Genomic DNA, 26,132 nt, shown 5'->3' with positions numbered 1-26,132 from the left:
GGCGTACTCGGGGCCTGCGTGCCGCGCAGGCTAACTTCGCCCAAGGTTTACAAAATCAGTTGCAACACAGTGGTTTGACCCGAACAAAAATAATTAAAGGGAAGGACGTACACCATGCAATCACCTGCCAAGTTCACCACCCACATCGTATTGGCCGCGCTGGGCCTGATCGCCTATCACCAGGCCCAGGCTGCGCGCATCGAACCGGCGGGCAGCGCCTTTACCGCCCAAGGCCCCATCAGCTTCTCCAAGGGCGCGCTGATCAGCGCCGACTGCACCATCAAAGTGGCGGGCAAGGTCGCGGCCGATGGCTCCTCGGTGAATGTCGACAAAGTTGAATTCGACGGCGGCCTCAAGTGCAGCCGCGTGGAAGCCATCAACTTGCCGTGGGTGTTAGTCGCCAAAGACGCCAAGAGTGGTTCCATGTCAAAAATCAGCGTGGACGTGCATGCCTTTGGCCTGGGCGGAAAGTGCGGACCTTCAACGGCTGATGGAACATGGGATAACGCCACTGGCAAGTTGGAAGCCGCCAATGTGCCGATTGGCGAAGACTGCAAGATCAAGACGGTGTCGATCAAGATGCCGCCGAACTTCAAAGTTGTTGAATAACTGTCGGATGTTGCAGCGGTAATTGAATTGAGATTTGGCTGGAAAGGGAAGTTCTGCAGATTCACCGTGACCTCTCGTTCATGGCCATTACCCCTGGCGAAATGACTTCGCCTTAACATGTGAGGAAAAACAATGAAAAGCTTGAAAACCCTCGTTTGTGCAACTTCGTTCGCCCTCTGCGTTGGTGCCGCTTCAATGGCCAGCGCGGCCACTATCGCGCCGACTGGCGGCTTCACTGCAAGCGGTCCGATTTCGGTGGCTTCACCTGCCTCGCTGGGAATTGCCGTGCCTTGCAACATCACGTTCACCGGTACGGTAGCGGCTAATGGCACCACTGCTGCCATCACCGGTGCCAGCGTCAGCGGCTCTAACGCGTTGTGTGGTGTACCGGTTATGCAGAACTTGCCTTGGACGCTGAAAAACATCGTGCCCGTGGCGGGTAGCACCAACAACTTCACTGGGGTTGTGGAAGGTGTGAGCTTCAAGATTGTTTCGAACTGTGGCACTGCAAACATCGCCGTCACTTGGAACAACGCGACCAATACGCTGAGTATTCCGGCTGCACAAACTGTGGGTGCCTGCAGCATCAAAACCCTGGCTGTCAATCCAAGCCCGGCCTTCACTGTGACCCCTTGATAACGTGCTTCTGGCTGTAAACGTGATGATCACACGTTAAGGCGGGCGCCTTGCAAAAGGCGCCCGCTGACGTGGGACAGGTTTGAACGCCGAACATGAGAAAAATAATAAGGAACAGGGCATGAACAATAAAAAACAACAGGCGCGCACATTATTGAGTCTGGCGATTCTAGGCAGCCTCATGACTGCAACCGGTCAGGCGCAGGCTGGCGGGTTTTCCACGCCGACTTTCGGTGCTCCTGGTTGGGGGAGAGCCTTCGGGGGTGGATCGTTGTTCCAGAATGACCCGTCTGCGGCTTACAACAACCCGGCGGCCATGGCTTTCATCGATCACAACGTTTCTCAGTTCACCGTCGATTACGCACGGATTAATATCAAATACAAGGGGACGGCCAAGGATTACGCAGGCAATGCGCCAGCCGCCGTGGACCCCACTGATTTAAGCTCCACGCCACGCACAGGTGATGGTGGACAAGGCGGCTTTACCGCGTGGTTGCCCACCGGCTTCATGGTGATGCCTATCAACGACCGTTTTGCTTTCGGTTTAAGCCAGGTAGTGCCGATGGGTGCACGTACAACGTGGGACCAGGACTGGATCGGCCGGGATTTTGCGGTCGATACGCGTATTGAAACCGTCGGAGTCACGGGTTCGTTATCGTTCAAGGTTAATGACCAGTTCTCTTTGGGCGCCGGTGCAATTGTTCAGCACACCAAAGGCTTTGTCAGCCAGAACATCGACTTATATGCAGCAGCGGCGTTGTCACCTGCCATCGGAATTCCGTTCCCTTCCGGTGTGGGTTCTTCTTTGATGCGGGTCAAGGTGGATAACACCTCCGTTGGCTGGTTTGCCGGTGTGGTCTGGAAGCCAACCGAATTCGACACCCTGGGTTTGAACTACCACGCCAAGATAAAAAACAAGCTAGAGGGTAAGTACAGCATTTACGCCGACGACGCGAACAAAGCGCTGATCGATGGTGGCCTGCCTGCACTCGCGTATCCGGGGCTCAACCTCAACTCCAATGGCGCCAATGCCTCCGCGCAACTGGATGTGCCGGCAAATGCCTCTGTCGATTGGGTGCATCAGTTCAATAACCGTTTGACGTTGGGCGCCAGCGTTACCTGGACTCAATGGTCGTCGTTCAAGGCACTGACATTGAAGTCTGACGGCGCGCAAATTGTGTCAATTCCCTACAATTATAAAAACGCTTGGATGGTGTCGCTGGGCGGTGACTATAAATTCACCGACGACTTCACTTTCCGTGCCGGTGTAGCCACCGACCAGACCCCGACACGAAACTCCACACGTGACCCACGTATTCCGGACGGTGATCGTATATTTGCGTCCCTCGGGTTTGGCTACAACATCCGGGCTATTCCTGGTTTGAGTATCGATGGGGCTTACTCGCGGCAATTTGTCGAGAAAGCCAAGCTGAGGACCCACAACCAGGATCGTTTGGGTGGGGCCACTCTCGATGGCAAAGCCGACGCGAAGGGTGAAGTCGTCAGCCTTTCAGCGACTTACGCGTTCTGATTCATTGTGAGCGCAGGGCCCATAGACGAGCGGCAGGGAGCGCATCTCCCGTGCCGTTTGAGTCTGGCCTGGCGTTGATGGGTCGCGTAGGCGACCCGCACCGCTTCAACTCAATCGCGACTCTGTAAGGCTGACCTGTTCAGCCGTTGTTTATTCGTCCAAGTATTAAATAAAAATTTCAAAACAAAAATTGAATGTTTTTCTCCGAGTTTGTAGTGTGGCCTTACGCCTGAGGTCAGTGCGACCTGCAAGCGCTTTTGCCATACCCTGAATCGAGTAGAGGTATCCCCATGGTTATCTGGTTATTGGTGGGTTTCGCAGCTGCGATTGCCCTGGCGTATCGACAAGCCGCAGCCATTCACTGGCTGGGCACTGGCTTGATCTGGCTGGCGGCCGGTTACCTGTTCAACGCGGTGGCCGGTTTCGGCATTGGCGTCGCGGCGCTGCTGGTGGTGTTGCCCGCAGCGCTGATGACCATCAAACCCCTGCGCCGCACCTTGCTCACCAGCAAGGCCCTGGGTTTGTTTCGTACAATCATGCCCGCCATGTCCGACACCGAGCGCGCCGCCATCGAGTCCGGCACCGTGTGGTGGGACGCCGAGCTGTTCAGCGGCAAGCCCGATTGGCAGCGCCTGCTGCAAGCCGCGCCCGCCAGCCTGAGCGCCGAAGAGCAGGCCTTCCTCGACAACGAAGTGGAGACCCTGTGCGAGATCGCCAACGATTGGGAAACCACCCAGATCTGGCAGGACATGTCCCCTGAAGGCTGGCAATACACCAAGGATGCCGGGTTCCTCGGCATGATCATTCCCAAGCAGTACGGTGGCAAAGGCTTCTCCCACTATGCGCATTCGCAGGTGGTGATGAAGCTGTCGACGCGCTGCTCGGCGGCGGCGATTTCGGTGATGGTGCCCAACTCCCTCGGCCCAGCCGAACTGCTGTTGCACTACGGCACCGATGCCCAGCGCAATTACTACCTGCCGCGTCTGGCGCGGGGCGAAGACATCCCGTGCTTTGCCCTGACCAGCCCGTATGCCGGCTCGGATGCCGGGGCGATTCCCGACCTGGGCATCGTCTGCAAAGGGACGCATGAAGGCGAGGAAGTGCTCGGCTTCCGGGTGACCTGGGACAAGCGCTACATCACCCTCGGTCCCATCGCTACGGTGCTCGGCCTGGCGTTTCGCGCAGAAGACCCGGACGGGTTGCTGGGTCAGCCAGGCTCCCTGGGGATTACCTGCGCGCTGATCCCGACATCCCATCCCGGCGTCAACAGTGGTCGTCGCCATTGGCCACTCAACGCCGTGTTCCAGAACGGTCCTACCACCGGCAAGGACGTGTTCATCCCCTTGGAATGGGTGATCGGCGGGCGCGAACAAGTCGGCAATGGCTGGCGCATGTTGATGGAATGCCTGGCCGCCGGACGGGCGATTTCCCTGCCATCGGCCAACGTTGGCCTGGGCAAGGTCGCGGTGCGCGGCACGACCGCGTATGCGGCGATGCGTAAACAGTTCGGCCTGCCCATCGGCAAGTTCGAAGGCGTGCAAGCGCCCCTGGCGCGGATGGCCGGGCACCTGTATGCCTGTGATGCGGTGCGTAAGGTGTCGGTAGCATCCCTGGATGCCGGTGAAAAACCTTCGGTGATCTCGGCCATTGCCAAGTACCACGTTACCGAACGGGCGCGGATCATCGTCAATGACGGCATGGACATCGTCGCCGGCAAAGGCATCTGCATGGGGCCGAATAACTTCCTGGCCCGCGCCTATCAGCAAAGCCCCATCGCCATTACGGTGGAAGGCGCGAACATCATGACGCGCTGCCTGATTATCTTTGGCCAGGGCCTGATCCGTTGCCATCCCTATGTGTTCCGCGAGATGGAAGCGGCGCGCAACCCGGACCGGCGCAAGGCGCTGGAGGCATTCGACAGTGCCATGTTCGGCCATGTGAGCTTTGTATTGGCCAACACCGTGCGTGCAGTGGTGCATTCCCTGACAGGCGGCCGGCTGATTTCTGCCCCGGCGAAGACCGACCCCGCGCTGGCGTCCTACTACCGCCAGGCCAATCGTCTGTCGGTGGTGCTGGCGTTGGTCTCGGATATCTCCATGGGCGTGCTGGGCGGTGCCCTCAAGCGCAAGGAAAGTATCACCGGGCGCCTGGGGGATATTCTGTCGCAGCTGTACATCCTGTCCTGCGTGCTCAAGCGCTTCGAGGATGACGGCCGGCCCCAGGCGGATTTGCCGCTGGTGCACTGGGCGGCCCAGGATGCCTTGCTGCGTGCCCATGAAGCGTTGGCCGAAGTGCTCGACAATTACCCGTCGAAAGCCGCTGCATCCGTGCTGAAGGCATTGACGTTCCCCTTCGGTATCCCATTGCGCAAGCCGTCCGACCGTCTGCTGGCCCAGGTGGCCGATGTGGTGCAGACGCCGGGGGAGACCCGCGACCGTCTGCTGGCCAATTCCTACATCCCGCGTCCGGAAATCGACAAGCTGGCCTATGGCGAACTGGGTTTCCGTCTGTTGCCGCAAGTGGAGCTGATCGAGGCCCGACTCAAGTCCGCCGTCAAGCAGGGCCTGATCGAGCCAATGCCGATCTCCGCCACGGCGTTCACGACCTGGCGCGTCAAGGCACGGGCACTGGACCTGATCAGCGACGACGAAGACACCTTGCTCGGGCGTTATGTGGAATACGCCGATCACGGTATCCAGGTGGATGACTTCCCGCAGGACTTCGGCTTGTTGGAAGCGTTGCAACAGCGCAAGCAAGCGCTGGAGCCGATCCCGAAACGTCGCGCCAGCCAAAGCGAAAACGCCTCGGTCAATTAGGAAAAAACCCAATCAATGTGGGAGGGGGCAAGCTCCTCCCACACAGACCGGGTTTACACGGCAAGTATGTGTGGTGAGTGGATCTATCTATGAGTGACAGCTACCTTTCGTTCGTCAATTCCCCCTGGGGCCGTCGCCTGGCCCAGGCCGTGGGTTTACCGCAACCGCTGCCGCTGCAACGCCACCGCAGCGGCCAGCACGGCCTGGTCAACCCGGTGATCGTCGCCGGGGCAGGGCGCCTGGCCGCTGAAGTGCAGCGTGTGTTCGAGGCCACCGACACAGTGATCGCCACCCCGGCCACGCCCAAGGCGCCGTCCACGGTCAAGGTGCAGGGCGCAGTGTTTGACGCCACCACCGTGGCCGACCTGCAACAGCTGGACGAGCTGTATGAATTCTTCCACGCCAACGCCAAACGCATCGGCCACCATGGCCGTGTGGTGGTGCTCGGCACTGCGCCGGAACATTGCCAGGACTTGCCCCAGGCCATCGCCCAACGCGCCCTTGAAGGGCTGGTGCGCTCGCTGGCCAAAGAGTTGCGCCGGGCGATCACCGTGCAATTGATCTACGTCGCGCCGGGTGCCGAAGAAGCACTGGACAGCAGCTTGCGCTTCTTCCTGTCGCGCCGCTCGGCCTATGTGTCCGGGCAAGTGGTGCGCCTGGAACAACCGGTAGACGGCCACGTCAACGTCAACTGGGACAAACCCTTCGCCGGCCGCCGCGCCCTGGTCACCGGCGCCTCCCGTGGCATCGGCCTGGCGATTGCCCAGGTGCTAGCCCGAGATGGGGCGCATGTGGTGTGCGTGGACGTGCCCCAGGCGCAAGACGCCTTGCAGCAAGCCGCCACCAGCGTTGGCGGTTCCGCGTTGCCGCTGGACATCACTGCCCCGGACGCTGCCGCCTTGTTGCAGGCCCACACCAGCCAATACGGCGCGTTTGATCTGGTGGTGCACAACGCCGGGATCACCCGTGACAAAACCATCGCCAAGATGCCCGAAGCCGCGTGGCGCAGCGTGCTGGCGGTCAACCTTGAGGCACCGTTGCAACTCAGCCAGGCGTTGCTCGGCAATCAGGGGCTCAATCCCGGTGGGCGCATCGTGTGCGTGTCGTCGATCTCCGGCATCGCCGGCAACCTCGGCCAGAGCAATTACGCCACCTCCAAGGCCGGTGTGATTGGCCTGGTGCAAGGGCTGGCACTCCATGCAGCGGCGCAGCAGGTCACCGTGAATGCGGTGGCGCCCGGGTTTATCGAGACCCAGATGACCGCGAAAATCCCGCTGATGATCCGCGAAGCGGGGCGGCGCATGAACTCGATGTCCCAGGGCGGGCAGCCGATTGACGTGGCCGAGACCATTGCCTGGCTGGCACACCCGGCGTCCGGCGGGGTCAACGGCCAAGTCGTACGCGTGTGCGGGCAAAGCCTGCTGGGGGCCTGAGCCATGGACTACGTGACGCAGATTATCGACCCGCCGCCATCGCGCACGCGCTTGCTGCTGGATGGCGTGCGCGCCTTGCGCAAACCCAAGCTGGACGGTGCGCGGCTGCTGCCCAAAGAGCGTCTGGTGCGTGCGGCCGCAGAGTTGTCCGGCGCCGGCATTGAGGCCTATGGCCGCGCCTGCGGTTTTCGCCGCGAGCAGGGTGTGCCGTTGTCCTATCCCCATGTGCTGGCGTTCCCGCTGCACCTGATGCTGCTGACGCGCCCAAGCTTCCCGTACCCGGCCAGCGGCATGGTGCACCTGGCCAATCGCATTCGCCAGCACCAGCGCCTGCACCCAGGCCAGGCGTTGCGCCTGGAGGTGTATGCCGAGCGCTGGGTCGCCCATCCCAAAGGCCAGGCGCTGAGCATCGCCACCCGTGCCTACGGCGCCGACGCCCTGGTCTGGGAGAGCGACAGCCTGTACCTGCGCCGGGACGTCAAGGACCCGGTCGGCCAGCCATGGGACGATGTGTTGCCATTGCAGGATGAGGGTTTGTTGCGCACCCAGCGCTGGGTGTTACCCGCCGACCTGGGCCGGCGTTTTGCCAAGGTGTCGGGGGATTTCAACCCGATTCACACCTCGCTGATCGGCGCGAAGCTCTTCGGCTTTCGCCGTGCTATCGCCCATGGCATGTGGACCCTTGGCCGAGCGCTCGCCGCACAGCAACCGCCCGGCGGGCTGGACCAGGCCGAGGCCCATTGCGACTTCAAGCTGCCGATCTTCCTGCCCGGCCAGGTAGCGCTGTGGAACCACCCCGTGACCGGCCCGCGCCGTGAATTCGAAGTGCGCAACTTCGCCGGCGACAAACCCCATATGCGCGGCCTATTCATTTGGAATGAGAGCGTTCGATGAGCGACTACAGCTTCAACCCGCCGCCGACCCGCCGCGTGGCGATTATTGGCGGCAACCGCATCCCGTTTGCCCGCTCCAACACGGTGTACGCCCACGACAGCAACCAGGACCTGCTGGTGGCTGCCTTGCAGGGCCTGGTCGACCGTTACAATCTGCACGGCCAGCGCCTCGGTGAGTTTGCCGCCGGGGCGGTGATCAAACACTCGCGGGATTTCAACCTGGCGCGCGAGTCGCTGCTCTCCACCACCTTGTCGCCGGACACGCCGGCCTACGACGTGCAGCAAGCCTGCGGCACCGGCCTGGAAGCGGCCTTGCTGGTGGCGAACAAAATCGCCCTGGGCCAGATCGAGGTGGGCATTGCCGGCGGTTCCGACACCACCTCCGACGCACCGATCGGCATCAACGAATCCCTGCGCCACACCTTGCTCGCTGCCAACCGCGCCAAGGGCATGGGCGCCAAGTTCAAGACGTTGCTCAAGGTTCGGCCGTCGATGTTCTTCAAACCATTGCTGCCGCGCAATGGCGAGCCACGCACCGGCTTGTCCATGGGCGAGCACTGCGAAGCAATGGCCAAGCGCTGGCAGATCAAGCGACTGGCCCAGGATGAGTTGACCCTCACCAGCCATCAGCGCCTGGAAGCGGCCTACAAGCGCGGCTTCTTCGACGATCTGATCAGCCCCCATCGCGGGCTGGCAAAGGACAACAACCTGCGCGCCGACGCCAGCCTGGAGAAACTCGCCGGCCTGGCCCCGGCCTACGACCGCCAGGACGGCACGCTCACGGCGGGCAATTCCACGCCGCTGACCGATGGCGCTTCGGTGGTGTTGTTGGCCAGCGAGGCGTGGGCCGCCGAACACGGCTGGCCGGTGCTGGCCTACCTGCGTACCGGCGAAACCGCCGCGGTGAACTTCGTCGACGGCACCGAAGGCCTGTTGATGGCCCCGGCCTACGCAGTGCCGCGCATGCTCCAGCGTGAAGGTTTGAGCTTCAACGACTTTGATTTCTTCGAGATCCACGAAGCCTTTGCCGCCCAGGTGCTGTGCACGCTCAAGGCCTGGGAAGACGCCGATTATTGCCGCGAGCGCCTAGGCCTGGAGGCACCGCTGGGGGCCATTGACCGCGCAAAAATGAACGTCAACGGTGGCTCACTCGGTTGCGGCCACCCGTTTGCGGCCACCGGTGGCCGCCAACTGGCGGCGCTGGCCAAGCTCATTCACGAGAACGGGGGTGGGCGCGGCCTGATTTCCATCTGCGCGGCGGGCGGGCTGGGCATTACCGCCATCGTCGAAAAGTAGCTCTATCAAAAACAACAACAAGGAGACTGCCATGAACGCTGTAAGCCTGGAACACACCGAACGGGTCTGGTTGAACGCTTACCTGCCTGGCGTCCCGGCGGATATCGATGCCGGTATCGAGGACTATCCGTCGTTGCGCGAGGTGTTCCTGGAGCACCTGGATAAGTTTCGCGAGCGGGTCGCGTACGTCAGCATCGGCACCGAAATGACCTATGCCGACTGGCAGGTGCAAGGCTACTCTTTTGCCGCCTGGCTGCAGGGGCAGGGGGTCAAACAGGGCGACCGCGTGGCGCTGATGATGCCCAACTGCTTGCAGTACCCGATCTGCCTGTTGGGCACGATCCTGGCCGGCGCGGTGGTGGTCAACGTCAACCCGCTGTACACCGCCCATGAACTCAAGCATCTGCTCAAGGACAGCGACGCAGAAACCGTGGTGATCTTCGAGAACTTCGCCCACACCCTGGAAAAAGTCATCACCGGCAGCAGCGTCAAGCGCGTGGTGATCGCCGCCATCGGTGACCTGCTCGGCACCTTCAAGGGCGCGGCGATGAACTTCATCCTGCGCCGTGTGCAAAAACAGGTGCCGGCGTTCAACCTGCGCGGTTCGGTGCGCTTCAACCAAGTGCTGAAACAGGGGCGGGCAATCAACCATTTTCCAGTGGGGATGCATCTGGACGACCTGGCGTTTCTGCAATACACCGGCGGCACCACCGGCGACGCCAAGGGTGTGATGCTCAGCCACCGCAATATCATCGCCAACCTGCTGCAGGCCAAGGCGTGGGTGGGGGACCAACTGGACCAGGACAAGCAGGAAACCAACGTCACCTTGTTGCCGCTGTACCACATCTTTTCCCTGACGGTAAATTGCCTGATGTTCATGTGCCTGGGCGGGCGCAACATCCTGATCGCCAACCCGCGGGACGTGAAACGGGTGCAGATGATCCTGCGCAAGGAGCGTTTCAACGGCATTGCCGGGGTGAACACCTTGTTCAACGGCTTGCTGGAGAACAAGGAGTTCTGTGCGCGGGACTTTTCCGACCTGCGCATGGTGATCGCCGGCGGCATGGCCACCCACACGGCGGTGGCCAAGCGTTGGAAGGAAGTCACCGGGCTACCGATCATCGAGGGCTACGGCCTGACCGAATGTTCACCGGTGGTGAGCATCAGCCCGATCAACATTGCACGGATGCGTGAGATGGAGTTCACCGGCAGCATCGGCGTGCCGTTGCCGTCGACCTGGGTGCGCTTCATGCGCGAAGACGGCGAGCTGGCCGACATCGGCGAGCAGGGCGAACTGCAAGTGCGCGGGCCGCAGGTGATGCAGGGGTATTGGAAGCGCCCTGAGGCGACCGCCGAGGTGCTGGATGCCGAGGGGTGGTTGTCGACCGGCGATATCGGCGTGATGGACGAGCGCGGCTATATCCGCCTGGTGGACCGCAAGAAGGACATGATCCTGGTCTCGGGTTTCAACGTATACCCCAATGAAATCGAGGATGTGGTGGCGCTGCACCCAGGCGTGGGCGAAGTGGCGGCGATTGGGGTGGAAGATGGCGTGACCGGGGAGAAGGTGAAGATCATCGTGGTGCGCAAGGACCCGAACCTCACGCAGGAGCAGATTCTGGCGCATTGCCGGGAGTACCTGACGGGGTACAAGGTGCCGAAGTTCGTGGAGTTCCGTACTACTGAGCTGCCCAAGACCACCGTCGGTAAAGTTCTGCGCCGGGCACTGCGCTAGACTTTGCTTTTTGTAGTGAGCGGGCTTGCCCCGCGCGAGGCAAGCTCGCTCACCACAAGGTTCGGGGCTGTTAAACTTCTTCGACGTGTACCCAGCGTTCTTCTCTGGCCGCCACACGAATCGCCGTCGCCAACCGCTCCACTTCCCATGCTGCCTCAAAGTCGGTGCCATCTGTACCTTGACCGGCCAGCGCCAGCATCAACTCCTGCACCTCCAGCGTCTTCAGCTCGTTGTACCCCAACTGATGCCCCGCCGCCGGGCTGAACGCCGCATAACCCGGTAGGGCAGGGCCGGCGAGCAAACGCTGGAAGCCGTCCTGGCCTGCGCGGCACACACGCAATTCATTCAAGCGTTCCTGATCGAAGGCCAGGGTGCCTTTCGTGCCGCTGATCTCGAAACTCAGGTGGTTCTTGTAGCCGTGCTTGAGCCAACTGCTGCTGACGGTGCCACGGGCGCCATTGGCGAAACGCAGCAGGGCATGCACCTGGTCATCCACGGCGATGGATTTCAGCTCGGGGCTGCCGTTGATGGCAGGGCGCCGGCCGTGGACGGTCTGGGTGTCGGCGCACACGCTCGTTACATCCCCCACCAGATAGCGGGCCATCGACAACAAATGGCTGCCCAGGTCCGCCAGGGCGCCCCCCGCATGTTCGACCTCACAGCGCCATGACCACGGGGAGGCAGGGTTGGCCATGAAGTCCTCGCTGAACTCGCCCTGGAAGCTGATGATTTCGCCGAGGTCGCCGCTGGCAATCATCTGCCGCGCCAGCGTGATCATCGGGTTGTGCTGGTAGTTGTAGCCCACCCGCGTCACCACCCCGGCGGCACTGGCGGCGCGGCGCATGGCGTCGGCCTGTTCCAGGCTCACGGCCAGGGGTTTTTCGCAGTACACCGCCTTGCCCGCAGCAATCGCGGCCATGGCCATGGGGTAGTGCAAATGGTTGGGGGTGGTGATGGCCACCACGTCGACGCTCGGGTCGTTGATCAGCGCCTGCCAGTCGCCATGGGCCTGGGCAAATCCCCAGGCGGTGGCGCAGCGCTGGGCGCGTTCGCTGTCGGCATCAGCCAGGGCGGCCAGCTTGAGGGGTACTGGCAGTTCGAATACCGCACGGGCGTTATTGAATGCCAATGCATGGGCGCGGCCCATGAAGCCTGTGCCGATCAAGCCGATTCCGAGTTCATGCATCGCCGTGGTCCTTTGGATTATTATTTTCAGGAAGACTATTAATGGAATAAAAATTCCTTAAATTCAATAGATGGAATAAAAATTCATTTGCACGATGGCAATCACCCCGGCGAATGCAGCTACATTCACCATGGGGCCAAATGCCTTCAGTTAACAAAAGATAACGTAGCGCCGATTGTCAGACGATTCGAAAGCCCGATAGGATGGCCCCTGCTTCCTCCAGGCGCTCTAGATTGCAGGTTTCAAGGCCCCGGAAGGCAAGCGATAACAATAATAAATGGGAGAAAGGTCTATGAGTGAGCCTGTCATGGGTTGGGTTGTCTGCCGCCCACGCGCCGCACGCAGGGTTGCGATGCTGGCCACAGCGCTCTCGTTGCTGGTCGGTGGTGCGTTGTCCACGCCGGTACTGGCCGCCAGCGATACCGCCGCAACGCCGGTGTTTGCGATTGAATCCCCCAAGGCCGCCAAAGGCCTGATGATCGACGTGGTCCACGCGGGCAAGCGCCTGGTGGCGGTCGGTGATCGCGGGCACATCCTCTATTCCGACGACCAGGGCAGCACCTGGACCCAAGCCAAAGTCCCCACCCGGCAACTGCTCACGGCGGTGTTTTTTGTCGATGACAAGCAAGGCTGGGCGGTCGGCCACGATGCGCAGATCCTGGCCAGCAGCGACGGCGGCGCCACCTGGACCCAGCAGTACCAGGACCTCAAGCGCGAAGCCCCTCTACTCGATGTGTGGTTCAACGACGCGAACCACGGCCTGGCCGTGGGCGCCTACGGTGCGTTGATTGAAACCACCGACGGTGGCAAGACCTGGAATGACGTCAGCGACCGCCTCGACAATGAAGACCAGTATCACCTCAACGCCATCGCGCACATCAAGGATGCCGGCCTGTTCATCGTCGGCGAGCAGGGCAGCATGTTCCGCTCCAGCGATGACGGCCAGACCTGGGAAAAACTCGAAGGCCCCTACGAGGGCTCGTTGTTCGGCGTGATCGGCACTGCCCAAGCGCAGACGCTGCTGGCCTATGGCTTGCGCGGCAACCTGTACCGCTCCACGGATTTCGGCAGCACCTGGGAGCCGGTCGAATTGAACGCGGCGCGGGGAGCGCTGGAGTTTGGTTTATCGGGCGCGACCTTGCTGGATGACGGTGCCATCGTCGTGGTGGGCAACGGTGGCAGCGTGGTGGTCAGCCATGACGATGGCCTGACCTTCAGTGTGTTCAACCGTCCGGACCGCATTTCGCTGTCGTCCGTCACGGCGGCCGGCAACGGCAACTTGATTCTGGCCGGGCAGGGTGGTGTGCGCGTTGCCACGCCGACTGGCGCCGAACTGCTCCTGAAATAAAGAGCCAAAATAAGAAGAAGGCGGGGAACTATGAGCAGTCATCACAACGATAAAGCGACCTTTCTTGAGCGCCTGATCTTCAACAATCGCCCGGCAGTGATCGTCATCTGCCTGCTGGTGAGTATTTTCCTGTTCTGGCAGGCGACGTTGATTCGCCCGTCCACCAGCTTCGAGAAGATGATCCCCCTCAAGCACCCCTTCATTGAAAAGATGATGGAACACCGCAACGACCTGGCCAACCTGGGCAATACGGTGCGCATCTCGGTGGAGGCCAAGGACGGTGACATTTTTACCAGGGAGTACATGGAGACCCTGCGGCAGATCAACGACGAGGTGTTCTACATCTCCGGCGTCGACCGTTCGGGGCTCAAGTCGCTGTGGAGCCCCAGCGTACGCTGGACCGAAGTGACCGAAGAGGGTTTTGCCGGCGGTGAAGTGATCCCGCAGAGCTACAACGGCTCGCCGGAAAGTCTCGATCAACTGCGCAACAACGTGCTGAAGTCCGGTCAGGTCGGGCGCCTGGTGGCCAACGATTTCAAGTCGAGCATCGTCGACATTCCGCTGTTGGAGTCCTACCCGGACCCGCAGGACCAGGGCAAGTTGCTGGCCCTGGACTACCGCAAGTTCTCCCACGAACTGGAAGACAAGATCCGCGACAAGTTCGAAGCCCAGAACCCCAACGTCAAGATCCACATCGTCGGCTTCGCCAAGAAGGTCGGTGACCTGATCGACGGCCTGGTCATGGTGGTGATGTTCTTCGGCATCGCGTTCGTTATCACCCTGATCCTGCTGCTGTGGTTCACCAACTGCCTGCGCAGCACTGTCGCCGTGTTGAGCACCACGCTGGTGGCGGTGATCTGGCAACTGGGGTTGATGCACTTCTTCGGGTTCGGCCTTGATCCATATTCGATGCTGGTGCCGTTCCTGATCTTCGCCATCGGGATCTCCCACGGCGTACAGAAGATCAACGGCATCGCGCTGCAGTCCAGCGAGGCGGACAACGCGCTGACCGCCGCCCGGCGCACCTTCCGGCAACTGTTCCTGCCGGGGATGATCGCAATCCTGGCCGACGCGGTTGGCTTCATCACGCTTTTGATCATCGACATCGGTGTGATCCGCGAACTGGCGATTGGCGCGTCCATCGGCGTGGCGGTGATCGTGTTCACCAACCTGATCCTGCTGCCGGTGGCGATCTCCTATGTCGGCATCAGCAAGCGTGCCATCGCCAAGAGCAAGAAAGACGCGAATCGCGAACATTCGTTCTGGCGCCTGCTGTCGAATTTTGCCAACCCGAAAGTTGCGCCGATCTCCATCGCCCTGGCGCTTGTCGCCTTTGGTGGCGGCCTCTGGTACAGCCAGAACCTGAAGATCGGCGACCTTGACCAGGGTGCGCCGGAGCTGCGCCCGGACTCGCGCTACAACAAGGACAACAACTTCATCATCAGCAACTACTCCACCAGTTCCGACGTGTTGGTGGTGATGGTCAAGACCAAGGCCGAAGGTTGCTCGCGTTATGAGGCCATGGCGCCTATCGACCAGTTGATGTGGAAGATGCAGAACACCGAGGGCGTGCAGTCGGCGATTTCGCTGGTGACCGTGTCCAAGCAGATGATCAAGGGCATGAACGAGGGCAACCTGAAATGGGAAACCCTGTCGCGCAACCCGGACGTGCTGAACAACTCCATCGCCCGTGCCGATGGCCTGTACAACAACAACTGCTCGCTGGCGCCGGTGCTGGTGTTCCTCAACGACCACAAGGCCGAAACCCTCGACCGTGCGGTGCATGCGGTTCAGGACTTTGCCAAGGAGAACAACAAGGACGGCCTGGAATTCATCCTCGCCGCCGGTAATGCCGGGATCGAAGCGGCCACCAACGAAGTGATCAAGGAGTCGGAACTGACCATCCTGATCCTGGTGTACCTGTGCGTGGCGACCATGTGCATGATCACTTTCCGCTCCTGGGCCGCGACCCTGTGCATCGTGCTGCCGCTGGTGCTGACCTCGGTGCTGGGCAACGCGCTGATGGCGTTCATGGGCATTGGCGTCAAGGTCGCGACCTTGCCGGTGGTGGCCCTTGGCGTGGGGATTGGCGTGGACTACGGCATCTACATCTACAGCCGCCTGGAGAGCTTCTTGCGTGCCGGTTTGCCGTTGCAAGAAGCCTATTACCAGACCCTCAAGTCCACCGGTAAAGCCGTGCTATTCACCGGCCTGTGTCTGGCGATCGGCGTGTGCACCTGGATCTTCTCGGCCATCAAGTTCCAGGCCGACATGGGCCTGATGCTGACCTTCATGCTGTTGTGGAACATGTTCGGTGCGTTATGGCTGCTGCCGGCGCTGGCGCGGTTCCTGATCAAGCCGGAGAAGTTGGCGGGGCAGAAGGGCAACTCGTTGTTTGCGCACTGAGTCGACGCGTCCTGAAAAAGCCGCACAGGGTGCGGCTTTTTTGCGGGTTACAGTTTCAGGAACAGTTTCTCATCCAGCGGCTTGCCAATCTGCGCACGGACAAGATCCACCGCTCCGGCAGGACCCGGCTGGTTGACCAGGTCTTTTTGGGTCAGGTAGCGCTGGGCCGGTATCTTCAGGTGAGCTGCCGTGTAAGCATCACGCGGCGTTTCGGGTTGTGGGTAGTGGAAGTGCGCATACCACAGCACCTCAAGAGTGCCTTTTTTCCTGACCGCGTACTCGGTAAAAACGTCACCGCTTGCGGTGGGTATGTCGCGACGCACCAGATTGATATCGACAAAGCCGTACCGCCAGAGGAAGTCGACATTCTCCGGTGTGGGCTTCACCTCGAAATAGCCATCCGCCGCATATTGCCGTGCTTTGCGCTGCAGCTCATCCGCCTCGTTTCTCCAACGGGCCACAACCTCAGCAGTTTCCGGCCGTGTTCCCTGGTGAGTCTCAGCTTGGCGCGCCAGTTCTCGCAACGTGTCGGCCTGAGGTTGCAGCATACCGTGCCAGTCCAATGGAGTAACGGTATCTCGAGTCTCGGGTTTTTCGAGTTTCCTTTTCTGAAAGTTTATCGAAGCCTCGTTCTTCGCGGCTTCTGCCATCACTGCGCCGGCTTCCTTTTTGTAGGTCGCCAGTGATTTTGGCGGACGAGGGCGCTGGGAGGCGGACGGCGGCCCTTCCACCATCTCAACCCATGCCCGTTCGGTGAGATGTTCGCTGTAACTGGCCAAGGTTTCGCCCGTTTGTGGGTCTTTCACATCAATGATGTTGAACGGCGCGGTGCTGGGTTCACGCAAGGTGCCTGTCAACGTCTGTTTGTCACGGGTGTTGAATACCCGCTGGTTCTTCGCTTTGGGCGTGCGATTCTTGTACGTGGGTTGGGTGGGTGTCAGTTGCAGTTCTTCCCGGATGACGTCGGTCAGATCACTTTCGGCAGCGGCGATGAACTCGTTCAGACGCTGGTGGAACACATTCTGGTACTCGGGGCGGCACTGGTCAGGGCTTGTTTCAGATAGGGCGATGCTGTCACGCAAGGTCTGTTTGTAGGTGTCGATGATGGTTTGCAATAACGCTTTGCGTTCATCAAGTGTGTAGCCGTTATATTCGCGCAGGTCCATAAACGCCCGATTCACTGCGTCCAGCGACGTTTTGTGGAAGCGATTTGCATAAAACCGCGCGCCTGGCTCTATTTTGGCAAACCGATTGACGCTGAGTAGCTTGAGGCTCCTCAAGGCTGTTAACTTTTCCTCGAACACCTCCAGGCTTGGGTGCTGGCGATGCGTACTTCCAAGGTACTGTTCGACTTGCTTGGCTGCGAAGGACGAGTCGCTGCGCCACTCTTCCTCTAGCGTCGCGAGGGCTTGCTCGGCCTGCCACAGGTTTTCACGGTTCTGATAAACCGCTTTCGTCCCTTCGATGACTTTTTGGTACGCCGCTTCGGAACCCGAACAAATCTCTCGAACGAGCTCGCTCATGGGTTCGCCTTTGGGGGTGTGTGCCGTGCTCTCTGCGAGCAATCGTCGGTAGACGATAATCGAGTTGTTCAGCGCTCTGAACATGCCCTTATACAGGTCCGAACGTCGCTTCTTGTATTCCGTGAGGTCATCGATGCCAGCGATTTTTTTGGGCCGGATGACGTTGATGGCATTTTTGCCATGCATCAGGAGTTCAGCAAGGGCGGGTTCTATCTGGGTGAGATGGTGGTCGACCTTGTTTTTGAGTGCCTCAGTAGCACGCAGTTGTTCCGCATACTGAGCGTCAAAACGTCCGTTTGATCCTTCTGTTTGGGTGAGCTTCCATATCTGTTTGAGTCTCTTTCTGGCGTCTTCATACCCCACCAGGTCCTCGCTGAGCTTGTTCACTGCGCTGAGATAGGTTGTCGTGGTCTCGCCCACCTTGACAGCCTGGCGCTTGAACTCGGCACTTTTCTGCTCCGTAGCCCTGCGGTTTTCATCCATTGCACGTGCGATCGCACCTTTGGGCATACCACCCCGGAGCTTGGGGCCGAGGTCGAAATCCCAGCGGCCAGTAGTATCCCGCTTCAAGGGTGGCCCCGTGCGCGCCTTGTCGTGCTGATCAATCACGAACACCCCGTCCAGGTCCCGCGCCACGCGAAACCATTGGTTACCGATGTGGGCATGCAGGTTGTCATCAATGCGGTACAGGCCTTTGAGGCCCCCTTCAGCGATCGGTGCGCCTGGCTCGGCAGGGGCAGGCACGCTGAATGTCTGCACGTGCGCCCATTGGGCAGGGCTCAGGTCTCGCGGGCTGGAAAAGGCAAAGTCGAATGCCCGCCGACTGTCGATGAATCCGCGGGCGGACACCGGGTCATTCTCTTCGACCAATATTTGCGAGGGAGGGCTGACGGCGCCGGTGCGACGTAGCGCAATCTTGACGTCCTTGCGTTGCGCAAAGGGCACGTCGCCTACGGGGCGTGCAGGCTTGGGCCTGGCGGCGGTGTGGCTCAACAAAGTGCCGACGTTGACCAGCAGGTCGACCATGATGGCCGCCGGGTCACGGGTATTTGACTCACTGGCTTCCTTGATGTCGTTCTCGATGCTGGCCAATTGCAGCAGCCAACCGACCATCGCGCCCGGGCCGCGTAAAACGGGCAATAGCGTATTGAACAGCAGCCAACCCAGCTCTTTGTAGGACGCCCAACGACTCTGGGCGTCGGAGGTGGATTGGCTATCGGCCAGCGTGACCAGGCTGCGAGCGTTGGCATTGAACAGATGGTTCATCAGGTCGCCGTTCTGCACATCGCGGCGCAGTTGCTGTGCCGCCGGATAACCGTCGATTGCCAAGGTGGTGGGCGCGGGTTGGCTGGGGGCGTCGAATTCATTGAACACGCCGTAACGCGCGATATTGGGCGTCTTGAACCCGCCGTTACCGTAGACCGCACGGGTCTTTTCGTCCGGCAGCCAGGCCAGGATGCTCTGTTGCAGTGTGCCGGGCTTCTGGATCGCGGCCAGCAGCGCATCCCGGCTGGGAAACTCTTGCACGCTTGGGGAAAGTTGCGGGCCGTACAGGATGTGCGGGCCATTCGTGGGGTCCACGGGCTCGATCAGGAACAGGTTGGCGGCCACATCCGGCGTGGCTCCCGGCTTGCGCAGGAACGCCAGGGGACGCACGGTGATTTCCTGGCCGTCGACCCGGCGCGCACTGACGCCCGGCTGGGCGATGGCTTCGACAAACTGGTAACCTTTCGCGCTGATCCCCGCGCGCCCCTTGAGCTTGAGTTCCAGTGCCTGCATGACCAGCTGGATCGGTACTTGCTCGCAGAACAGCGCGGCACGCTCCCGGGCCTGGTCAGTGTCACTGAGCAGTTGCTGGTTGAGCAGGGCAGGATAGTGCCGGCCGATGTCGACCTTGCTGATCAGGTCCTTGAGCGCTTGCGCCATCTGGGGATCGCTCACCGGCTGCCCGCGCAAGCGAATATCCATGGCCCCCTTGGGCAGGCCTGAAAGATTCTCCAGCGCCATGTCCACCAGGCTCATCCTGATCGGTTCGATATAGCCGCTGCCCATGTTGCCCACGGGGACTTTGAAGGTGATTTCCAGGTCCTTGGCGGTGTAGCCCTTGGGCGCCAATTCTGCGTCGAGCTGTTGTTCGGCGTAGGTGCGCAGGTCCGGAATGTCGGTGAGGAAGTTGCGCCCCTGGTTGCGTCGTACGCTGCTGGCCAGATCCAGGATATGGCGTTGGTAGGCAAAGCGCTCGAATTCACGGGCCTTTGTCAGCCACTGGGGCAGGTTGCGCTTGAACTGCTCCAGCCGCTCGGGCGGCAGCGGCGAGGTTGTGCTGAACCACGCGGCAGTATCGGTGGCTTGGGAAAACAATTGTTCAAGATCGGTCGCACTGCCCTGGGCCGGCAGCTTGATTGCGTTGAGGTTCTGCAACTGACGGTCCAGGAGAATGGCAGCCTGGGTATCGAAAATATTGCCGTCGGGCTCCATGCGCGTCCAGCTCAAGTGATCGAATTGGAACTGCGTGCTGAGCTGACGTTCCCAGGCCAGGGCAAACTGCTCCAGGGAATCATAGGGTGTGACAACGCCCGCGCTCGTCACCAGTAGCACGACGGTATGGCCGTCGACCTCGTGGGTGATCAACAGGTCCGGGCTCAGCACGCTGGCGCTGGTCTGGGCGTGTTTCATGGTGGAGTCGAGGGTGAACACCTTGGCGGCGTTCGCGCCGTGGACACGGGTTCGTTCACTGGCTTCGGGGTAGCGTGTGACCTGATCCAGGGTTGTACGCTGGCGCTCATCCAGGCCCGGCTGCTTGAGGCCCGCGATGCGCAGGGTGTCGCAGAGGGTGTCGCTGAGCCATCGCCAGCGGCTGGCGGACGTTTCTGCTCCCTGGCCCCAATATTGGCTCAGTGCCTGCGCGTAGGCGTCCTTCAGGCTGGATTTCAGGCTGCCGATGGCCAACTCGACGGTTTGCGTACCCAGGGGCGTTGCACGATTACCTGTGCTGTCGACGAAACTCAGCGTGCTGCCAGTAGTGGCGTTCACCCACTTGCACGGCTCCCCAAAACGGTCGCTGAAGTCCAGTTCGGTGCCGGATGCCAGATGTTCAAGCGCCAGGTCCACCAGTGGCCTGAGTTGGTACTGCAGCGGGTTGGATTGTGTCGCAATTGCCACCGAGGTCGTGGCACTGTCGAAATCGAGCGTGGGGTATCGATGCCTGATCGCTTCATTCAGCAGGGCGGCCACCACCGAACGTACCGTTGGCCGTGTAGCGAATTGGTCAGCCACCACCTGGGCGGGTGAGTCAAGGGTTGCCGGCGTGCCTGAGGTGAGCTGAGCGATGGCCCTCGACCCCAGGCTTGGGATGGGCGGGCGGGCACGTCTGGGTTGCGCTGCTGCGGTCGACGGCACCAGGGGCGCAGGTTGTGTGACGGAGGCTCGGCTATCGACGGCCGGCAGCGCGGTCGCCAATTGGGGGAGGGAGGGGTGATAGGCGGTTTGTACCAATGACATAGAGGCACTTCCTTGGCTTCGGGTTGATGAACGCCAGGGAAGGTACAAGCTGGATGCAACGAGGGTTTTGGAAAAGCGTTTTGAACTGTGTCGAAGCACCGTCGACACGCTAGCCAGCCCTTTCCAAGCCACGCTTGTGCGTGTGTTTCTGTGTATGAACAGACAGCGCCAACGGGCAGGCGACCGTCCGTTCGGCAGCCGTACCCGCGAGCGACCACGCTATCGCCTCGTCATCTGCCTAATCGGCCGCGCTCATTCCTGATTCCCTTTGGGCTTGGGCGCTATCTTCAGGAACAGGTTGTCCAGTGGCGGGGTGATCCGCACATAGACAATTTTGGTCACCGGTGCGTTGTCGGGGTCCTTCACACGGCTCAGGTAATCCTGCACATGGGCCTTGAGCAAATCCTTCTGGGTGAGTTTGCGTTGCTCTGGCAACTTCAGATGCGCCCGGGTGTAATTCGCTGGCGCAGTGTCAGCGGTTGCGTAGTGGAAGTGCGCGTACCACAACACCACCGATGGCTTTTGTGCCTTGTCGTACACCGCGTATTCGGTGAAGAAGTCGCCACTGAGGGTCGGGCGTTGCGGATCGGCCTGGCTGGTGAGGTTGATATCGATCTGCTGGTGGTCCCAGAGGTAAGCGACGCTTTCCATTGTCGGCCACTGGCGTTTGTAGGCATCGCTGCAGATACGTTGTGCCCAGCGACTGATGTCCTTGGCCTGTGCCAGGCATTCATCGATCAGATTCTGGGCGGTAGGCGCGTTGAAATGGTCGCGGTTTATTTCGTTGGCGAGCTCCGTCAGTTTGTCGGCTTGTGTGTTGAGCAACTTATCCCATTCGCCGGGGTTGGCGTCCTGGCGGGTGAGGGGGGAGTCCAGCTTCACCTGGTCCATCGCGACCAGTTGTTCCAGGTCTTGGCGCTGTTCAATCAAGGCCTGGGCTTCACTTTTGAGCGCCGCGAGTGAGCGAGCCTGTGGGGCCGGCGCGGGGGTAGCTTTCTCGTCGACAGGGGCCCAACCGTCCGTGTGTTTGTTATACGAAGCCAGGGTTTTACCCAGCAACGTGTCGGTGATGGTGATGTGTTCCTGGGCGTTTTGCGCGTCGGCGGGCTTGAGTTCGCCGATCAGGTATTCCTTTTTGCGGGTCTTGAACACGCGCTTTGCCGCAGGCTTGGCGCGCAGGGTTTTGGATAACGGCAGTTCGACCTTGAGGTCTTCCTGCTCTCTAACCACCGATTCCAGTTCGTTTTGCGCCAACGCCTTGGCGTATTCAAGGCCTTTGAGCACACGCTCGGCTTCCGGGCCTAAAGCGTCGGATTTGAGCCTCTTGAGGGCTTGGAGGGCGAATTCGGCATGCTGGTATTTGTCGAGGACGGTCTCGTAGACATTGCGTTGCTCGTCCAATGGGTACTCGGTGCTGCTACGTACCTCGAGGTGGGATTTCAGGCCTATGTCCAGCCCGGACACTTGATAACGGGCGTTGTAATACCACTGCAACGCAGAAAGTTGTGAATGCATCTTGAGGCGTAACTGGCTCAGGCCGGTCAGCAGTTCCAACGCACTTAGCTTCAGGTTGTCGGAGAAAAACAATTCAACCACTGGAATGCTTGCCAGCAGTTCTTGGCGTACTGCACGTGCGGCCCCCGACTCTTGCCCAAGGTGCTGGAGGGTGGCTTCCATTGTGGCGGCATGCACGGCCATGTGTTCGAGGTAATCGATGTAACCCGTGACCATCCGGATGTTTTCGTCGACGAGGGTCAAGTCTCCCGCCACGATTCGCGGCTGCATCCGGTTGTTCCATGCCTCCAGTGGTTCGCCTGCTTCGGTAGCGGTATGGAAACCCAACGCTTCCAATTGCATCTTGTGGAGAAACAACTGTTGATTCCAGATCTCTTTCAGGATGGTTGATGGATTGATCAGGGGCAGGTCAGCAATCGTGGCGGCCTCCAGTTGGCGGGTCAAGGTGGCTAGCTCCAAGCGCACGGGCAAGGCTTGGGACAGTTGAGTTTCGAGGTGCTCAAGCAGTATTTGAAACTGAGTGCGCAGGCGCTTGTATTCCAAGACTTCAGTCTGTTGGCGTACTTCCAGGCCGGGGCGTTGCGTATCGGAAGCTTTAAGCAGCAGATCCTGAATGATTCGCAGGGTCGTGAGTTGTTTCTCCAGGCTTTTGAGGGCGGGTGGCAACTGGGCGCCTGCTTGATCGATCGGTGCCGTGAGGAACTGCGCTTCCTGAACGAGTTGGAGCGTGCGCGCCTGCAACCTTTCATTCTCAAGCTGCTTTTCATTGCGCAGCTCTTGCACTCGCTTGCGTCCACCCCCCAGCAGCTTGAGCCCCCGGTCCAGCGTCCAATGGCCGCGGCCGTCGGTTTTCAGCTGGATGCCCGGGTGTTCCGGCTTCAGAGGATGAATAATGAAGACCTCGCCAAAACCCGGCACGATGCTGACCCTGAATAGCAGGCCGCCCACCGAGGCATGCCATTGGCCGTTGATCGAGTACAAGCCGCGATACACCCCAAGGGACACCGGCTCGGGAAGGGGGGTAGGCCAGGGCACATTAACGGCCCGCAACTTCTGCAGCAGCCCGGCCGATGCGCCGTCGCCCGCCAATGAGCGGTCAAAGTCCAACAAAGTGCGGCCACCACCGGGCGGTTCGGCAGGCAGCCCGACAGCCCCCCGTGCAACCACAGCCGATCGACCGATTGATTGGCCAGGCAAGCGTCGTTGGAACGGCGCGAGAGTCGTGGCTCGTTCATCGCGCAAAGGCGCTTCGCGGGGGGCGCTGAGCGATCCGTGATGCAACAGCAGCATGCCGACATTGAGCAGCAGATCCACCCACGCCAGCTCCCTGGCGGTCGGGTCGTCACTTTCCAATGCGGGTAGGTCCTTCACCAGGCTTTGTGTGGCCTGCATCAGCCAGCCTATTGCCGCCAAGGGACCCCGCACGACCAGCAATAGTGTGTTGAACCCCAGTTGCAGGCCTTCAAGGATCAGCGCCCAGCGGCTTTCGCTGTTGGATGTGGAGGCTTGCTCAGCCTGATCCAACAGTTGTCGGGTTTCACTGCCGAACAGGTATTCCATGAGGCTGCCATTGTGGAGCGCCTGAAGCACTTCGTCGTTGCTTTCATCGTCGGCGCGGGTGAGTTCTGCGGGCTTGGGCACGCTGGGCAGGCTGTCGAACTCCGAACCGATACCTACGCGTACATAGTGAGGCTGGGTAAAACCACCGTGGCTGTAGATGGCTCTGGCATTGTCCGTCATCCAGGTCAGCACGCTGTCCTGCAGGGCACCGGGTTGCACGATGGCCGCCAGCAACTGGGCGCGGTTGGCGTATTCCAACAATGCGTCGGGATAGGCCGGACGATACAGCAGGTGAGGTCCCGATTGGGTGTCGCGGGGTTCAATGATGAACATGTTGCGCACGACATCGGCTGTGGCGCCGGGCTTGCGCACAAAGCCCAATGGGCGGATGACAATCTCATCGCCATCCACCCGACGTTCCAGCGGGTCAGGGTTGACCAGTGCATTGACGCAGCGAAAGCCACGCTGCGTCAGTCCTGCCTGGCCATTGATCAAGCTCTCCAGCGCCTGGGTCTTCAGGTGAATGGGCCGTAATTGCTCGAACAGTTGCTGGCGTTTACGCGCGGCTTGGGTATTACCCATCAACTCTCGGCGCAGGTAAGCGGGGTAGTTTTTGCCGATATCAACACGCTGGACCAGTTGAAGGAGGTAGTCGGGCGTTAACCACGCTTCGATCTTACGGCCAGTGCGGTCGCGCAAGGTCATACGGCCTTTGGGGCGGCCGGACAGGTTTTTCAGCGCCAGGTCGACCAGGCTCAGGACGGCCGGTTCAATGTAGCCTCCTTCGATGATGCCCACCGGCACATGAAAGGTCAGTTCCAGATCGTCGGCCTGGTAGCCGGCGGACAACGCCTCAAGGGTGCAGGCACGCTGTCCGCCCTGGGCAACGGCGCGGTCCATGCACAGCTGTTGGTTCAAATGCGCGGTGGCATAGCTGTGCAGCGTTTCCAGGCTATCGAAGTCTGAGTCGCCGAGGACCTGGCGCTTGATGTTGGCGTGTTCCAGCAGGTTTTGGCGGTAGGCCATCCGGTTGGCCGCGCTGGCGTCTTGCAGAGGGGCTGGCAGGGCCGCCTGGATGGACGCCAGGGTTGCCAGCGGCGTGGCGCTGGATTGGGCCAGCCACTGCGCGGGATCGGTGGTTACCGCAAACAGCTCTTCCAGCGCCTGCACGGTCGTGCGGGCCGGGAGTTGGAGGGCGGCGAGATCGTCCAGTTGCTGGTTCAGGATAAGTGCGGCCTGTACCTCAAAAATATTCCCGTCCGGCTCGTACTGCTACCAGGTGATGTGGTCGGCAGTGAAACGCTGTTGCACGTGCTTGCCCCACGCCTGGCCGAAGGTGTCCAGGTCGGGGTAGGGCTCAACCTCGCCGGATAAGCGATACAACAACACCTGCTCTGCGCAAACCACCAGGATTTCGGTGGCCTGGAAGGTGAGCCGCTTGCCCGAACGCTGCAAGTGCGTTTCCAGGGTGTAGGCGTGGACCTCGTTCGCGGGGGCGGGGCCGAGCGCACGGGTTGCCCGGTCGGGATAGCGGTTCAAGGCGCTGAGCATTTCAAGGTGTTGCGCAGTGACGTTCGTCTGGCGCGTGGCGAAGTCGAGCAACACGCCTTGCAGCACATCGGCCAGCCACTTCCAGCGGCTGCCTCCTGCGTCACTGTCCTGTCCCCAATACGCGGCCAGCGCTTCTTGAAAACCGATGAACAGCACGTGTGGCAGCTCTCGGATTAGGGCTTCGATAACCCGCAGGTCGAAGTCGCGACGATCTCCGTTGACCTGATAGCTGAGCCGAGTGCCGGTCGCATCGCTCAGGTAGCAATCCAGGTTCTGGCGTGCCGTCAATTCGGGAAAACTGCCGTCGGCGATATGGGTCAGCGCGACGTCCAGCAAAGGCAGCAAGACTCGGCCACCGCCTTCGCGGGGTAGGGCCAGCCGAAGATCGGTGACGGGCAGCGTCAGGGGCGGGTACTTTTTCACCAGGTGGGTGCCTAGCATTTGCGCGGTGACGGTGCGCAACGTTGGGCGCCCGAGAAACTGCGCTTCAACCGCTTGTCGTGTGGGGTTTGCCGCTGGGGCGTTGGGCTGTGCGGGCATGGGAATTCCTTTACGTCGGATAAGAATGCGTCCTTGCAAGGTAATGCCCGGCG

14 protein-coding genes are annotated in these 26,132 nt (G+C 60.7%); 10 read left to right on the top strand and 4 right to left on the bottom strand.

What is annotated here, in order from left to right; all coding sequences use genetic code 11:
- The first annotated feature begins 114 nt into the window (after positions 1-114).
- The 8 genes from praA (at position 115) to ACZ445_RS16420 (ending at position 10,949) form a co-directional block, all read left to right on the top strand.
- On the top strand, positions 115-609 hold the full coding sequence (gene praA, locus ACZ445_RS16455) for an alkane oxidation protein activator PraA (protein ID WP_058424137.1): 495 nt from the start codon (positions 115-117) through the stop codon (positions 607-609).
- Positions 610-741: 132 nt separating this feature from the next.
- Positions 742-1,245, top strand: a complete 504-nt coding sequence (praB, locus tag ACZ445_RS16450) for an alkane oxidation protein activator PraB (protein WP_464703755.1) — start codon at positions 742-744, stop codon at positions 1,243-1,245.
- A 121-nt stretch (positions 1,246-1,366) separates the two neighbouring features.
- Entirely contained in the window at positions 1,367-2,776 is a 1,410-nt protein-coding gene (locus tag ACZ445_RS16445) for an outer membrane protein transport protein (protein WP_058424135.1), read from the top strand.
- Between the two features lie 290 nt (positions 2,777-3,066).
- Positions 3,067-5,592, top strand: a complete 2,526-nt coding sequence (locus ACZ445_RS16440) for an acyl-CoA dehydrogenase (RefSeq protein WP_464707283.1) — start codon at positions 3,067-3,069, stop codon at positions 5,590-5,592.
- Between the two features lie 89 nt (positions 5,593-5,681).
- Positions 5,682-7,025, top strand: a complete 1,344-nt coding sequence (locus tag ACZ445_RS16435; protein WP_179029368.1) for a 3-oxoacyl-ACP reductase — start codon at positions 5,682-5,684, stop codon at positions 7,023-7,025.
- Between the two features lie 3 nt (positions 7,026-7,028).
- Positions 7,029-7,919, top strand: coding sequence for a MaoC/PaaZ C-terminal domain-containing protein (locus ACZ445_RS16430; RefSeq protein ID WP_464707282.1), 891 nt, complete (start codon positions 7,029-7,031; stop codon positions 7,917-7,919).
- A complete protein-coding gene (locus ACZ445_RS16425) occupies positions 7,916-9,214 on the top strand; it encodes an acetyl-CoA C-acetyltransferase (RefSeq protein WP_310862966.1) in 1,299 nt (432 codons plus the stop codon). Before ACZ445_RS16430 ends, ACZ445_RS16425 begins: the two co-directional genes overlap by 4 nt.
- Before the next feature lie 31 nt (positions 9,215-9,245).
- Positions 9,246-10,949, top strand: coding sequence for an AMP-binding protein (locus ACZ445_RS16420; RefSeq protein WP_464707281.1), 1,704 nt, complete (start codon positions 9,246-9,248; stop codon positions 10,947-10,949).
- A 70-nt stretch (positions 10,950-11,019) separates the two neighbouring features.
- Here the strand turns inward: ACZ445_RS16420 and ACZ445_RS16415 are convergent, their stop codons facing one another.
- Positions 11,020-12,135, bottom strand: a complete 1,116-nt coding sequence (locus ACZ445_RS16415; RefSeq protein ID WP_058424129.1) for a Gfo/Idh/MocA family protein — start codon at positions 12,133-12,135, stop codon at positions 11,020-11,022.
- 307 nt (positions 12,136-12,442) lie between these two features.
- On the opposite strand from ACZ445_RS16415, the gene ACZ445_RS16410 reads away from it, so the two are divergent.
- Positions 12,443-13,483, top strand: coding sequence for a WD40/YVTN/BNR-like repeat-containing protein (locus tag ACZ445_RS16410; RefSeq protein WP_464708624.1), 1,041 nt, complete (start codon positions 12,443-12,445; stop codon positions 13,481-13,483).
- Between the two features lie 30 nt (positions 13,484-13,513).
- A complete protein-coding gene (locus ACZ445_RS16405) occupies positions 13,514-15,889 on the top strand; it encodes an efflux RND transporter permease subunit (protein ID WP_058424127.1) in 2,376 nt (791 codons plus the stop codon).
- Between the two features lie 47 nt (positions 15,890-15,936).
- Here the strand turns inward: ACZ445_RS16405 and ACZ445_RS16400 are convergent, their stop codons facing one another.
- The 3 genes from ACZ445_RS16400 to ACZ445_RS16390 all read right to left on the bottom strand — a co-directional run bounded on the left by ACZ445_RS16400 (position 15,937) and on the right by ACZ445_RS16390 (position 26,079).
- Complete coding sequence (locus ACZ445_RS16400; protein ID WP_464707280.1) at positions 15,937-20,913, bottom strand: dermonecrotic toxin domain-containing protein; 4,977 nt, start codon at positions 20,911-20,913, stop codon at positions 15,937-15,939.
- 252 nt (positions 20,914-21,165) lie between these two features.
- Positions 21,166-25,158: a dermonecrotic toxin domain-containing protein gene (locus tag ACZ445_RS16395; protein WP_464707279.1), complete on the bottom strand. Its 3,993-nt coding sequence runs from the start codon at positions 25,156-25,158 to the stop codon at positions 21,166-21,168.
- Positions 25,159-25,260: 102 nt separating this feature from the next.
- The gene (locus ACZ445_RS16390; RefSeq protein ID WP_464707278.1) at positions 25,261-26,079 is read right to left on the bottom strand and encodes a hypothetical protein; all 819 of its coding nucleotides are present in this window, start codon (positions 26,077-26,079) and stop codon (positions 25,261-25,263) included.
- Positions 26,080-26,132 lie beyond the last annotated feature (53 nt).

This window comes from Pseudomonas allii (genome assembly GCF_055380095.1).
This window is presented reverse-complemented; position numbering and strand designations above follow the sequence as displayed.

Coding starts and splice junctions, on each gene's coding strand:
- praA (WP_058424137.1), top strand. CDS start 115: ATGCAATCACCTGCCAAGTTCACCACCCACATCGTATTGGCCGCGCTG.
- praB (WP_464703755.1), top strand. CDS start 742: ATGAAAAGCTTGAAAACCCTCGTTTGTGCAACTTCGTTCGCCCTCTGC.
- ACZ445_RS16445 (WP_058424135.1), top strand. CDS start 1,367: ATGAACAATAAAAAACAACAGGCGCGCACATTATTGAGTCTGGCGATT.
- ACZ445_RS16440 (WP_464707283.1), top strand. CDS start 3,067: ATGGTTATCTGGTTATTGGTGGGTTTCGCAGCTGCGATTGCCCTGGCG.
- ACZ445_RS16435 (WP_179029368.1), top strand. CDS start 5,682: ATGAGTGACAGCTACCTTTCGTTCGTCAATTCCCCCTGGGGCCGTCGC.
- ACZ445_RS16430 (WP_464707282.1), top strand. CDS start 7,029: ATGGACTACGTGACGCAGATTATCGACCCGCCGCCATCGCGCACGCGC.
- ACZ445_RS16425 (WP_310862966.1), top strand. CDS start 7,916: ATGAGCGACTACAGCTTCAACCCGCCGCCGACCCGCCGCGTGGCGATT.
- ACZ445_RS16420 (WP_464707281.1), top strand. CDS start 9,246: ATGAACGCTGTAAGCCTGGAACACACCGAACGGGTCTGGTTGAACGCT.
- ACZ445_RS16415 (WP_058424129.1), bottom strand. CDS start 12,135: ATGCATGAACTCGGAATCGGCTTGATCGGCACAGGCTTCATGGGCCGC.
- ACZ445_RS16410 (WP_464708624.1), top strand. CDS start 12,443: ATGGGTTGGGTTGTCTGCCGCCCACGCGCCGCACGCAGGGTTGCGATG.
- ACZ445_RS16405 (WP_058424127.1), top strand. CDS start 13,514: ATGAGCAGTCATCACAACGATAAAGCGACCTTTCTTGAGCGCCTGATC.
- ACZ445_RS16400 (WP_464707280.1), bottom strand. CDS start 20,913: ATGTCATTGGTACAAACCGCCTATCACCCCTCCCTCCCCCAATTGGCG.
- ACZ445_RS16390 (WP_464707278.1), bottom strand. CDS start 26,079: ATGCCCGCACAGCCCAACGCCCCAGCGGCAAACCCCACACGACAAGCG.